Raw genomic sequence first — 12,576 nt, forward strand, 5'->3', positions numbered from 1 at the left:
AGCATGGACATTTGCTTCAAAAGCATTCTGAAAACATCGGTCCGTATGGACAGTAGTTGTATTCACTGCCAACGCCCGGTTTTTAGTGCTTTAGCGCTAGTGTCCATACCCCCTACCTAGCCGTTGAGCCGCCGTTTTGACTTGGCGATTGCCCTGGGGATTCTTGCCGCCAGTGTGCAGGTGCCAGCGCTGACCCTCGATAACGTGGAATGCCTGGGCGAGTTGGCGTTGTCCGGCGAGGTGCGCGCAGTAAAAGGGGTGTTGCCCGCTGCGCTGGCGGCGCGCAAGGCCGGGCGCACCTTGATCGTGCCTCGGGCGAATGCCGAAGAGGCGTGCCTGGCCTCAGGGTTGAAGGTGATTGCGGTGGATCATCTGCTGCAAGTGGTGGCGCACCTGAACGGTCATGTACCAATCGAACCCTTCGTTTCCAGTGGCCTGATGTACCTGAACAAGCCCTACCCCGACCTCAGTGAAGTGCAAGGCCAACTGGCGGCGAAGCGTGCGTTATTGATCGCCGCAGCCGGCGCCCACAACCTGCTGCTCAGTGGGCCGCCAGGCACCGGCAAGACCCTGCTCGCCAGCCGTCTGCCGGGGTTGTTGCCACCCTTGAGTGAACAGGAAGCGCTGGAGGTGGCGGCGATTCAGTCGGTGGTCAGCCTGGCGCCACTGAGCCATTGGCCGCACCGCCCGTTTCGCCAGCCGCACCATTCAGCATCAGGCCCAGCGCTGGTGGGCGGCGGCTCGAAACCGCAGCCGGGGGAAATTACCCTCGCCCATCACGGCGTGTTATTTCTCGACGAGTTGCCGGAGTTCGATCGCAAGGTCCTGGAGGTGCTGCGTGAGCCGCTGGAATCCGGGCATATCGTGATTTCCCGCGCCCGCGACCGGGTGAGTTTCCCGGCGCGCTTTCAGTTGGTGGCGGCAATGAACCCCTGCCCCTGCGGCTACGTGGGCGAGCCGAGCGGGCGTTGTCGCTGCACACCGGAGCAGATCCAGCGTTATCGCAACAAACTCTCGGGGCCGCTGCTGGACCGGATCGACCTGCACGTGACCGTCGCCCGGGAAAGCACCGCGCTGAACCCGGCCAAACAGTCCGGCGATGACACCGCCAGCGCGGCAATGCTCGTCGCCGAGGCTCGGGAGCGGCAACAACGGCGCCAGGGCTGCGCCAATGCGTTTCTCGACCTGCCGGGGCTACGCCAGCACTGCAAGCTGGAAAAAACCGACGAAGGCTGGCTGGAGAGCGCGTGCGAACGGCTGACGCTGTCGCTGCGGGCAGCCCATCGCTTGCTCAAGGTCGCGCGCACCCTGGCCGACCTGGAACAGGTGGAAGCCATTGCCCGCCATCATCTGGCGGAAGCCTTGCAGTACCGGCCCGCTAGCTCTTCCTAGGCAACGCCAGGAGCAACCCCGCCACTTCCATCACCTCATCCATCACCGCTTCAGCCGACTCAATGGAGGGTTTGAGCAACAGGTCATCGGCATAGCCCATGGCCACGGCAAAGAGCTGCCGCGCAGCGCGCTTGGGCGACTCACAGCGAAACACCTTGGCCGCCACACCTTGCTCGATGATCTCGGCGAGCATGGCTTGCCACTGGGCGTTGATCACCAGGTAAGCCTGGGCCAATGGCTCGTCGTGCATGGCTTCGTCCCAGGCATCCAGCCACAGCGCCCAACCGGCGTCTGCCGTGGAGGGCAAGCAGTCACGCAAAAAACCTTCGAGTGCTTGCAGCGGCGGTAGATCCACCAGTGGTGCGCGCACTTCGTCCAGTTGCTCATTGGCAAACCGCACGAACGCTTCGCGGCGCAGTTCTTTCCAATCGCTGAAGTAGTGATAGACGTGGCTGCGAGACAGCCCGGCGTGCTCCGCCAGGTCACGGGTGGAAACATCGGCAAACCCCTTGCTGCGAAACAGCTCCAGGGCGGCGGCGATGATCTGGTCTTTACGGTCGATACGCGACATGAGGCCTTTCCTTCAGGCACCGGCAGATCGGCGGCGCTTGCTTTTTGAGCGGTCGCTCAAGGATACTTGAGCAGTCGCTCAATACTAGCGCTTATCTCACCCTTGGTGCACCCCATGTCATCCGTAACACCACAAATCCTGATCGAACAAAGCAAAAAGATCGGGCAACAATCCGCCAGCCAAACCCTCAAGGCGATTGCCAAGGCGTATCCCGGCAAGCTGTTCTGCACCTTGTCGCTGGTGGCGCTGGAGAACGCACTGCTGCTGGCCTACCCGCTGTTTGCCGGGTTCGCGGTGGACTCGATCCTCCGTGGCGACGCCGGCAGCGCGCTGTTCTACGCCGCCGTGGTGCTGGCGTTCTGGGTAGTCGGGGCGGCGCGACGGGCGCTGGATACGCGCACCTTCACCCGCATCTACGCCGACCTCGCGGTGCCGGTGATTCTCAACCAGCGCCTGCAAAACCACAGCACCTCACGGGCCGCGGCGCGGGTGGTGCTGGCGCGGGACTTTGTGGACTTCTTCGAAAAACACGTGCCAACCATCGCGACGGCGCTGGTGTCCATCGTTGGTGCGGCGGTGATGTTGTTGGTGATCGAGCCGTGGATCGGCCTCGCGTGCCTGAGTGCGCTGGTGCTGTGCACCACCCTGCTGCCACGCTTTGCCCGGCGCAATCAGGAGTTGCATGAGCGCCTGAATGACCGCCTGGAAAAGGAAATCGGCCTGGTGGAAAAGGTCGGTGCGCAGACCTTGCAGCGGCACTACCAGGTGCTGTCACGCCTGCGCATCTGGCTATCGGACCGCGAGGCCGCAGCGTTCCTGTTTATCGGCACGCTGGCGGCACTGCTGTTTGTGGTTGCGATCAGCCAGTTGGCGCTGTCGCCGGCGGTCAAGGCCGGCCACGTGTATGCGGTGATGACTTACCTGTGGACCTTTGTCAGCAGCCTGGATGAGGCGCCAGGGATGGTCGACCAACTGGCGCGCCTCAAAGACATTGGCAAGCGTGTGGACCCGGGGCTGGGCGACCGATCCGAAGTTTGAGGCGTCGGGTCGGCCGTCATCGCGGGCAAGCCCGGCTCCCACAGTCGACCGTGTACTCCAGAACAACGTGGTCAACTGTGGGAGCGGGCTTGCCCGCGATGAGGCCCGAACAGTCAATCAACGAAACCGGTCAACCTCATGCCGCAAGCCTGCCGCCAGGGTTTCCAGTTCCTTGGCGGTAATCGCCAGGTTCGACACCACCTCACGCTGTTCGCTGTTGGCCAGGGCAATGCTCTGCAGGTTGCTGCTCAACAAGGTCGCGGTGCTGCTCTGTTCCTGGGTGGCGGTGGTAATCGCGGCGAACTGCTGGCCCGCCGAGCGGCTTTGCTCATCAATCCGCGCCAGCGCCGATGCCACATCAGCATTGCGCGCCAGGCCTTCCTGCATCAGCACGTTGCCTTGCTCCATGGTGCTGATGGCGTTGCCAGTTTCCTGCTGGATACTCTGGATCATCACGGAAATCTCATCGGTAGCCTGACGGGTACGCGAGGCAAGGTTGCGCACCTCATCGGCGACCACCGCGAACCCACGCCCCTGCTCACCGGCCCGCGCCGCCTCGATGGCGGCGTTGAGCGCCAGCAGGTTGGTCTGTTCGGCAATCGCGGTGATCACCCCGACGATCCCGCCGATTTCCTGGGAGCGCTGGCCCAGGGTGTTGATCACCGTGGCCGTGCTGTTCAGCGCAGTGGCGATGTGCTCCAGGGACGACGACGCTTCTTGCATCGAGGTGCGGCCGATCTTGGTTTGCTGGGCATTGTCCTGCGCCAGGCGCTCGGTGTTGCCCATGTTGTCGGCAATATTCAGCGAGGTGGCGCTGAACTCTTCCACCGCGCCGGCCATGCTGGTGATCTCGCCAGACTGCTGCTCCATGCCCTCATACGCGCCGCCAGACAAACCCGACAGCGCCTGGGCGCGGCTGTTGACGTCTTCAGCCGCCTTGCGAATGTGCGACACCATGGTCGACAGCGCTTCGCCCATCTGGTTGAAACTGCGGGCCAACTGGCCGATTTCGTCATGGCTGGAAACGTTCAGGCGCGCACTTAAATCACCGGCGCCCAAGGCTTCGGCCTGACGCACCAGATCGCCCAAAGGCTGCAACTTGCTGCGCAGCAACCAGACCGCCGCGCCCACCGCCAGCAGCATCGCAAGCAAGCTGCCGATCACCAGGCGAATACCCACCGACCAGGTCACCGCGCGAATTTCGGCTTTTGGCATGCTCGCCACCACCGACCACGGGCCGCCTTCAAAGGGCACCGCAACGCTGTAGAAGTCTTCGTTTTTGTCGCTCCAGAAACGGCCATTGCCGGGTTTGGCGGCCAGGTCGAGCATCACCGGAATCGATTGATCCAGCGCCTGCACACCAGCCGGCGGCACCAGCCAATGTTTCTGTTCATCCAGCAGCGCCAGGGAACCAGTCTGGCCGATGCGGAAGCGCTTGAGGTTGTCGAACTGGGCGTTTTGCGCGTCGGTGTAATCGAAACCGACAAACAGCACCGCGATCACTTTGCCGCTGGCATCACGCACCGGGCTGTATTGGGTCATGTAGGAGCGATCGAACAACACCGCACGGCCGACGTAACCCTGCCCGCCGAGCAGACGTTGATACGCCGGATGCTGATGATCCAGCGCCGTGCCGATGGCGCGGCTGCCGTCTTGTTTGGTCAGGGACGTGCTGACGCGAATAAAGTCTTCGCCGCTGCGCACGAACAAGGTCGCCACGCCGCCGGACATCTGCTTGAACTCATCCACTTCAGCGAAGTTGTTGTTCAGCACTTCCTCGCCCAGGTACAGCCCTGGCGTCTGCACACCCGCCACCGTCACCGGTTGCTCTGGGCGCACACTCAAGCCGGCGCTGAAGCGCTTTTCAAACAGCCCGCTCAAACGCTGGGTACTTTCGCGCAAGGTGCTGTGGAAGGTGTTGAGTTGGTCTGCCAGCAACCGGGCCTCGCTGGCCAGGTGCTCCTCGCGGGTGTCGAGGTTGGCGGAGTCCAGTGAACGCAGGGCGAACACCGTGCTGCCGCTGATGACGACAGCCAGTATCACGGCGAGGGCAAGGCCCAATTGGGAGGCGATCCGGGCGCGAGGTTGAGACATGAAGGCTCCTGGCCGAGGCCAGGATCATCCTGATCTCATAGCGCTGCTCGGCATAATTCTAATAGGGGAAACGTTGTAGAACGGTAGTTCCAACAACCCTACTTCGGCGGGCAGGCTCAATACTTGAGCGATTCACAGGGGTATCACGCAAACGATTGCCCCCCCAGCGCACCCTCAGCTCAATCCAGGCGCTGCACCCGAGGCAATTCCATCGCCTGCACCTCACCCTGGAGGAAGTCCGCCAGCCTTCGCAGACGTTCACCACCGGGCCGGGTTTTCGGCCACACCAAATAGTAATTTTCCCCACTGGCCACAGCGGTTGGCCACGGCAGGCTAAGGCGGCCCTGGGCCACGTCTTCGGCCACCATCAACAAGTCGCCCATGGACACGCCGTAGCCCCGGGCGGCGGCGATCATGCCCAACTCCAATGTGTCGAACACCTGGCCGCCCTTGAGCGACACCTGGGATGACAGTTCCATGCGCTCCAGCCAATAGCGCCAGTCGCGCCGGTCGGGCGTCGGGTGCAGCAATTCGGCAGTTGCCAGCCGTGCAACGTCCCAGGGGCCGTCACTCAACAGGTTGGGTGCGCCCACCGGAATCAGCAGCTCCGGGAACAGGTAGCTGGCTTCCCAGTCCGGCGGAAAATGGCCATTGCTCAACAACACCGCACAATCGAACGGCTCCTGGTTGAAGTCCACCTCGTCGACGCTCATCCAGGCGCTGGTCAGTTGCACTTCATTGCCCGGCTGCAAATGCCGGAAGCGACTGAGCCGCGCCAGCAGCCAACGCATGGTCAGGGTGGACGGCGCCTTCATCCGCAGGATGTCGTCCTCCGTATTCAGCGTATGGCAAGCGCGCTCCAGCGCCGCAAACCCTTCACGCACGCCCGGCAACAACAGGCGCGCCGCCTCGGTGAGCTGCAAGGTGCGGCCGCTGCGCTGGAACAGGCGGCAGGCAAAATGCTCCTCCAGGGTACGAATGTGCCGGCTCACCGCACTTTGCGTGATCGACAACTCTTCCGCCGCCCGGGTGAACGAGTTGTAGCGAGACGCAGCTTCAAACGCGCGCAAGGCGTAAAGAGGAGGAAGACGACGAGACATGCTGAAAGCTCCGACGGCGCAATCCTGGAACCCTACCAGAATCACTCAAGCATGAGTTTTAATCATGCGAGCCATCGGATTTATCCCTTTGTGCAATGCGCTGCGAGCGCCGAGAATCAACCCTTCCACCCTTCCCTGAATTTTTGAGCGTGATGATCATGCAGCATCCGGCACGTACCGAACTCTGGGCCATTCTGCGGCTGTCAGGGCCGCTGATTGCCTCACAGTTGGCCCACATGCTGATGGTGCTGACCGACACCCTGATGATGGCCCGCCTGAGCCCCGAGGCCCTGGCCGGCGGCGGCCTGGGTGCAGCGAGCTATTCGTTCGTGTCGATTTTCTGCATCGGCGTGATCGCGGCCGTGGGCACATTGGTAGCTATCCGCCAGGGTGCGGGCGACATCGAAGGCGCTACCCGGCTGACCCAGGCCGGGCTGTGGCTGGCCTGGTTGATGGCGCTGGTGGCCGGCCTGCTGTTGTGGAACCTCAAGCCGGTGTTGCTGATGTTCGGCCAGACCGAAACCAACGTCGCGTCCGCCGGGCAGTTCCTGACCATCCTACCGTTCGCCCTGCCCGGCTACCTGACGTTCATGGCTTTGCGCGGCTTCACCAGTGCAATCGGCAAGGCTACGCCGGTAATGGTCATCAGCCTGTGCGGCACGGTGATCAACTACCTGCTCAACCACGCCTTGATCGAAGGCATGTTCGGGCTGCCGAAACTCGGGCTGGTGGGCATTGGCCTGGTCACAGCCATTGTCGCCAACTGCATGGCCCTGGCGTTGATGTGGTACATCAAATACAACCGCGCCTACGACGCGTACCCGCTGCGTAAAGGCCTGCTGCGGCCCAACCTGCATTACCTGCGGGAACTGTGGCGCCTGGGCCTGCCGATTGGCGGCACCTACGCGGTGGAGGTCGGGCTGTTTGCGTTCGCGGCGCTGTGCATGGGCACCATGGGCAGCACGCAATTGGCTGCGCACCAGATTGCCCTGCAGATTGTGTCGGTGGCGTTCATGGTGCCGGCGGGCATGTCCTACGCGATCACCATGCGCATCGGCCAGCATTTCGGTGCCGGCAACCTGTTGCAAGCGCGCCTGGCCGGGCGGGTTGGCATCGGCTTTGGCGGGCTGGTGATGCTGGGCTTTGCCGCGGTGCTGTGGTTGTTCTCGCATCAACTGATCAGCTTGTTCCTCGACCAGCATGACCCGGCGTTTCGCGATGTGATCAACCTGGCGGTCAGCCTGCTGGCGGTGGCTGCGTGGTTTGAGCTGTTCGACGGCGTGCAGACCATCGCCATGGGCTGCATTCGCGGGCTCAAGGATGCCAAGACCACATTTTTGGTCGGGTTGGGTTGCTACTGGCTGATCGGCGCACCGGCCGCGTGGCTGATGGCGTTTAACCTCAGCGGCGGGCCAACCGGCGTGTGGTGGGGCCTGGCCCTGGGCCTGGCATGCGCGGCAGTGAGCCTGACCTGGGCGTTTGAACGCAAGATGAAGCGGATGATTCGCCAGGAGCCTGAAACCCAACGTGGGTTTCAAGCCGCACAGCCTGAGTAACGACTGTACTCGGTCAGTGTAGGAGTTGGCTTATGTGGGAGCCGGGCTTGCCCGCGATGCAGGCACCTCGGTAGGTCAGACACACCGCGGTGATACTATCGCAGGCAAGCCAGCTCCCACAAAAGCGGGCTCCCACAGTTTGATCGGGTTTACACAGTCAGATCACGCCGCCCACCAACTCCTGGCTGTCACCAAACGTCAGGTATTCCACCAGTTCGGCCAACGGCAACGGCTTGCTGATCAGGTAGCCCTGGGCCTGATCACAGCCGAACAGCCGCAACAACGCCAGTTGCTCTGCGGTTTCCACGCCCTCAGCCACTACCTCCAAGTTCAGGTTGTGGGCCAGGTTGATCATGGCGTGGACCAACTTGCGGTTTTCTTCACGCTCTTCCATGCCACCAACAAAGCTCTTGTCGATCTTCAGCAAGGCAATCGGCAGGCTGTTCAGGTGCACGAACGACGAGAAGCCGGTGCCGAAGTCATCCAGGGAAAAGCGCACGCCCAGCCGACCGAGGGCGTCCATGGTCTGCTTGACCAGGTCGCTGCGGCGCATCACGGCGGTTTCCGTCAGTTCAAACTCCAGCCACTGGGCTTCCACGCCGCGCTCGGCAATCAGCCGGCTGAGGGTGCTGAGTAATTGGCTGTCCTGGAACTGGCGGAACGACAGGTTGACCGCCATGTGCAACGGCGCAATCCCGCGCGCGCGCAGGTCCTGCATGTCGCGCAGGGCCCGGGAGATCACCCAGTAGCCCAGCGGCACGATCAAGCCGCTCTGCTCGGCCAGTGGCACGAATTCACTCGGAGGCAACAGGCCGCGCTCACCGTGGCGCCAACGCACCAGCGCTTCGAGGCCGACGATATGCCCATCGTCCAGGTCCAGCCGGGGCTGGTAATGCAGTTCCAGTTCGTCACGGCGCAAGGCCCGGCGCAGTTCGCTTTCAAGGTCGGCGAGGCTGCGGGCATTGCGGTTGATGCGTTCGTTGAAGATATGAAAGGTGCAGCCCTGGGTGCTCTTGGCTTGCTGCATGGCGATGTGGGCGTGCCACATCAGCGGGTCGGCGCCAGCCTTGGCGCGGGCATGGGCCACGCCGAGGCTGCAACCGATCAGCAGGCTTTCGCCATCCACCCAATACGGTTCGGCCATCGCCTCGACGATGCGCTCGGCCATCCATTCGGCGCGCTGGGGCGCACGGCGGGTATCGATCAGCAGGGCGAATTCATCGCTGCCCAGGCGTGCCAGTTGATCGCCGGCTTCCAATTGGCTCTTGAGCCGCGACACCACTTGCAGGATCAGCCGGTCGCCAGCCTGGTGGCCGAGGGCGTCGTTGGCATGGCGGAAGTTGTCCAGGTCGAGGTGACCGAGGGCCACGCCACGGCCTTCGTTTTCCGCCAGGCGGGCGGTCAACAGGGTCTGGAAACCCTGACGGTTGGCGATGCCGGTCAGCGGGTCTTGCTCGGCCAGGCGTTGCAGGGTGTTTTCCAACACACCGCGCTCACGCACATGCCGCAGACAGCGGCGCAATGTATCCGCATCCAATACATTCAGGATCAGCCAGTCGCTGACGCCCAGGGGAGAAACCAACGGTTCCTCTTCCAACAGCAATACGGTGGGCAAGCTGCAACGACCGGGGCCGGGCTGAAGGTTGGCTGTGGTCAACAACACCGCACTGTGATTGTCATCGAACAGATTGCTCACAGACTCCCAGTTTGGTGCGCTGATCAGCACAGCACCGTCGCCCATCGGCGCCAGGCACTCGCGCAATAACGCTGCCCACGCCGGCGTATCGGCCAGTAGCAGCAAACGCAAGGGTTCGACAGGCGTAGACAAGCTAGCTCCCTAGACTCTGCAAAATTTCGTTGGCGGCGGGCATTATGACGTGCGGCCAGATAATGACCAATGATATGGGTTATCAAATACGCACTGTGCGGCTCTAGAGCGAACAATAGTCCTAAATACCCTGTACATCCTGCGGCAAAGTAACAAAACCGGCAAATTTAGATCGAGTGGTACGTCACACTGTCGTTCAGAGGCAGCAGAATCTTGCCAGCCTGTTAAAATGCCCGCCCTTTTGATCAATGACTTCCAAAATTTCGTATGTCCCGACTCAATCCCCGGCAGCAAGAAGCCGTGAACTACGTCGGCGGCCCTCTATTGGTGCTCGCCGGTGCCGGTTCCGGCAAGACCAGCGTGATCACCCGCAAGATCGCGCACCTGATCCAGAGCTGTGGCATCCGCGCCCAGTACATCGTCGCCATGACCTTTACCAACAAGGCGGCGCGGGAAATGAAAGAGCGTGTCGGCACCCTGCTCAAGGGTGGCGAAGGCCGTGGCCTCACCGTGTGTACCTTCCACAACCTGGGGCTGAACATCATCCGCAAGGAGCATGTGCGGCTGGGCTACAAGCCGGGCTTCTCGATCTTTGACGAGACAGACGTCAAGGCCTTGATGACCGACATCATGCAAAAGGAATACGCGGGCGACGACGGCGTCGACGAGATCAAGAACATGATCGGCTCGTGGAAAAACGACCTGATCCTGCCCGCCGAAGCCCTGGAAGCCGCACGCAACCCCAAGGAACAGACTGCCGCCATCGTCTACACCCACTACCAGCGCACGCTCAAGGCGTTCAACGCGGTGGACTTCGACGACCTGATCCTGCTGCCGGTAAAGCTGTTCCAGGAACACGCCGACATCCTCGAAAAGTGGCAGAACAAAGTCCGCTACCTGCTGGTGGACGAATACCAGGACACCAACGCCAGCCAATACCTGCTGGTGAAGCTGTTGATCGGCACGCGCAACCAGTTCACCGTCGTGGGCGACGACGACCAGTCGATCTACGCCTGGCGCGGCGCCCGCCCGGAAAACCTGATGCTGCTCAAGGACGATTACCCGTCCCTGAAAGTGGTGATGCTGGAGCAGAACTACCGCTCCACCAGCCGCATCCTGCGTTGCGCCAACGTGCTGATCTCCAACAACCCCCACGAGTTTGAAAAACAGCTGTGGAGCGAGATGGGCCACGGCGACGAGATCCGCGTGATCCGCTGCCGCAACGAAGACGCCGAAGCCGAACGCGTGGCCGTCGAACTGCTGACCCTGCACCTGCGCACCGACCGGCCCTACAGCGACTTTGCGATTTTGTACCGCGGCAACTACCAGGCCAAGCTGATCGAGCTGAAGCTGCAGCACCACCAGATTCCGTATCGCCTGTCGGGCGGCAACAGCTTTTTCGGACGCCAGGAAGTGAAAGACCTGATGGCCTACTTCCGGTTGATCGTGAACCCGGATGACGACAACGCCTTCCTGCGGGTGATCAACGTCCCACGCCGGGAAATCGGTTCGACTACCTTGGAAAAGCTCGGTAACTACGCCACCGAACGCAAGATCTCGATGTACGCCGCCACCGATGAAATCGGCCTGGGCGAGCACCTCGATACCCGCTTCACCGATCGCCTGGCGCGCTTCAAACGCTTCATGGACAAGGTGCGCGAGCAGTGTTCCGGCGAAGACCCGATCAGCGCCTTGCGCAGCATGGTCATGGACATCGACTACGAGAACTGGCTGCGCACCAACAGCTCCAGCGACAAGGCTGCCGATTACCGCATGGGCAACGTGTGGTTCCTGATCGAGGCGTTGAAAAACACCCTGGAGAAGGACGAAGAAGGCGAGATGACCGTCGAAGACGCCATCGGCAAGCTGGTGTTGCGCGACATGCTTGAACGCCAGCAGGAAGAAGAAGACGGCGCCGAAGGCGTGCAGATGATGACCTTGCATGCGTCCAAGGGTTTGGAATTCCCCTACGTGTTCATCATGGGCATGGAAGAAGAAATCCTGCCGCACCGCTCCAGCATCGAAGCCGACACCATCGAGGAAGAACGGCGCCTGGCCTACGTGGGCATTACCCGCGCGCGTCAGACGTTGGCCTTTACCTTTGCCGCCAAGCGCAAGCAGTACGGCGAGATCATCGATTGTGCCCCGAGCCGGTTCCTCGACGAACTGCCGCCGGACGACCTGGCGTGGGAAGGCAACGACGACACACCGACCGAAGTCAAAGCCGTTCGCGGCAACACCGCCCTGGCGGATATACGCGCGATGTTAAAGCGCTAGAATCGACTACTTTTTAATCTACTTTCGGCGCGTGTTGCGCCAACAGAGGAAGCTTTCGTGGAAGCACTGCACAAGAAAATTCGCGAAGAAGGCATCGTGCTTTCCGATCAGGTACTCAAGGTCGACGCCTTTCTGAACCACCAGATCGACCCGGCGCTGATGAAACTGATCGGTGACGAATTCGCTGCGTTGTTCAAGGATTCGGGCATTACCAAGATCGTCACCATTGAAGCCTCGGGCATTGCGCCGGCGATCATGACCGGCCTGAACCTGGGCGTGCCGGTGATTTTCGCCCGCAAGCAACAGTCCCTGACCCTGACCGAAAACCTGCTGTCGGCGACGGTGTATTCCTTCACCAAGAAAACCGAAAGCACCGTGGCAATTTCCCCGCGCCACCTGACCAGCAGCGACCGCGTGCTGATCATCGATGACTTTTTGGCCAATGGTAAGGCGTCCCAGGCGCTTATTTCGATCATCAAGCAGGCCGGCGCAACCGTCGCAGGCCTGGGGATTGTGATCGAGAAGTCGTTCCAGGGTGGCCGTGCGGAGCTGGATGCGCAGGGTTATCGGGTTGAGTCGCTGGCGCGGGTTCAGTCGCTGGCGGGTGGTGTGGTGACCTTCATCGAGTAATCGATAACGCCTCAAATGTTGGGGTGAACACAATTCAAAATGTGGGAGCTGGCTTGCCTGCGATGCAGGCACCTCGGTACTTCATTCATA

General features: G+C 61.7%; 9 protein-coding genes. 5 read left to right on the forward strand and 4 right to left on the reverse strand.

Going from position 1 to position 12,576, the window contains the following annotated elements; all coding sequences use genetic code 11:
* The first annotated feature begins 123 nt into the window (after nucleotides 1-123).
* A complete protein-coding gene (locus tag RGV33_RS31500) occupies nucleotides 124-1,392 on the forward strand; it encodes a YifB family Mg chelatase-like AAA ATPase (RefSeq protein ID WP_322148380.1) in 1,269 nt (422 codons plus the stop codon).
* Here the strand turns inward: RGV33_RS31500 and RGV33_RS31505 are convergent.
* A complete protein-coding gene (locus tag RGV33_RS31505) occupies nucleotides 1,379-1,963 on the reverse strand; it encodes a TetR/AcrR family transcriptional regulator (RefSeq protein WP_322148381.1) in 585 nt (194 codons plus the stop codon). The two genes, RGV33_RS31500 and RGV33_RS31505, sit on opposite strands and share 14 nt — an antisense overlap.
* 114 nt (nucleotides 1,964-2,077) lie before the next feature.
* Here RGV33_RS31505 and RGV33_RS31510 point away from each other — a divergent pair, with 114 nt between their 5' ends.
* Nucleotides 2,078-3,001 carry an ABC transporter six-transmembrane domain-containing protein gene (locus RGV33_RS31510; protein WP_322148382.1) on the forward strand — a complete coding sequence of 308 codons (924 nt, stop codon included), beginning with the start codon at nucleotides 2,078-2,080 and terminating at the stop codon, nucleotides 2,999-3,001.
* Between the two features lie 117 nt (nucleotides 3,002-3,118).
* On the opposite strand, the gene RGV33_RS31515 is transcribed toward RGV33_RS31510, so the two are convergent.
* Nucleotides 3,119-5,095 (reverse strand): methyl-accepting chemotaxis protein, encoded by a 1,977-nt coding sequence (locus RGV33_RS31515; protein ID WP_322148383.1) that lies wholly within the window; start codon nucleotides 5,093-5,095, stop codon nucleotides 3,119-3,121.
* A 179-nt stretch (nucleotides 5,096-5,274) separates the two neighbouring features.
* Nucleotides 5,275-6,195 carry a LysR substrate-binding domain-containing protein gene (locus RGV33_RS31520; RefSeq protein ID WP_322148384.1) on the reverse strand — a complete coding sequence of 307 codons (921 nt, stop codon included), beginning with the start codon at nucleotides 6,193-6,195 and terminating at the stop codon, nucleotides 5,275-5,277.
* 152 nt (nucleotides 6,196-6,347) lie between these two features.
* Here RGV33_RS31520 and RGV33_RS31525 point away from each other — a divergent pair, with 152 nt between their 5' ends.
* Complete coding sequence (locus RGV33_RS31525; RefSeq protein WP_322148385.1) at nucleotides 6,348-7,751, forward strand: NorM family multidrug efflux MATE transporter; 1,404 nt, start codon at nucleotides 6,348-6,350, stop codon at nucleotides 7,749-7,751.
* Nucleotides 7,752-7,908: 157 nt separating this feature from the next.
* Here the strand turns inward: RGV33_RS31525 and RGV33_RS31530 are convergent, their stop codons facing one another.
* Nucleotides 7,909-9,579, reverse strand: a complete 1,671-nt coding sequence (locus RGV33_RS31530; protein ID WP_322148386.1) for a bifunctional diguanylate cyclase/phosphodiesterase — start codon at nucleotides 9,577-9,579, stop codon at nucleotides 7,909-7,911.
* A 267-nt stretch (nucleotides 9,580-9,846) separates the two neighbouring features.
* Between RGV33_RS31530 and rep the strand changes: the two genes are divergently transcribed.
* Together rep and RGV33_RS31540 are read left to right on the forward strand one after the other, a co-directional pair.
* Nucleotides 9,847-11,856, forward strand: coding sequence for a DNA helicase Rep (rep, locus tag RGV33_RS31535; protein ID WP_177086562.1), 2,010 nt, complete (start codon nucleotides 9,847-9,849; stop codon nucleotides 11,854-11,856).
* 57 nt (nucleotides 11,857-11,913) lie between these two features.
* Nucleotides 11,914-12,486 carry a xanthine phosphoribosyltransferase gene (locus tag RGV33_RS31540; protein WP_008439415.1) on the forward strand — a complete coding sequence of 191 codons (573 nt, stop codon included), beginning with the start codon at nucleotides 11,914-11,916 and terminating at the stop codon, nucleotides 12,484-12,486.
* Nucleotides 12,487-12,576: the final 90 nt, after the last annotated feature.

Source organism: Pseudomonas sp. Bout1 (genome assembly GCF_034314165.1).
Lineage (GTDB): Bacteria > Pseudomonadota > Gammaproteobacteria > Pseudomonadales > Pseudomonadaceae > Aquipseudomonas.

Coding starts and splice junctions, on each gene's coding strand:
- RGV33_RS31505 (WP_322148381.1), bottom strand. CDS start 1,963: ATGTCGCGTATCGACCGTAAAGACCAGATCATCGCCGCCGCCCTGGAG.
- RGV33_RS31510 (WP_322148382.1), top strand. CDS start 2,078: ATGTCATCCGTAACACCACAAATCCTGATCGAACAAAGCAAAAAGATC.
- RGV33_RS31515 (WP_322148383.1), bottom strand. CDS start 5,095: ATGTCTCAACCTCGCGCCCGGATCGCCTCCCAATTGGGCCTTGCCCTC.
- RGV33_RS31520 (WP_322148384.1), bottom strand. CDS start 6,195: ATGTCTCGTCGTCTTCCTCCTCTTTACGCCTTGCGCGCGTTTGAAGCT.
- RGV33_RS31525 (WP_322148385.1), top strand. CDS start 6,348: ATGATCATGCAGCATCCGGCACGTACCGAACTCTGGGCCATTCTGCGG.
- rep (WP_177086562.1), top strand. CDS start 9,847: ATGTCCCGACTCAATCCCCGGCAGCAAGAAGCCGTGAACTACGTCGGC.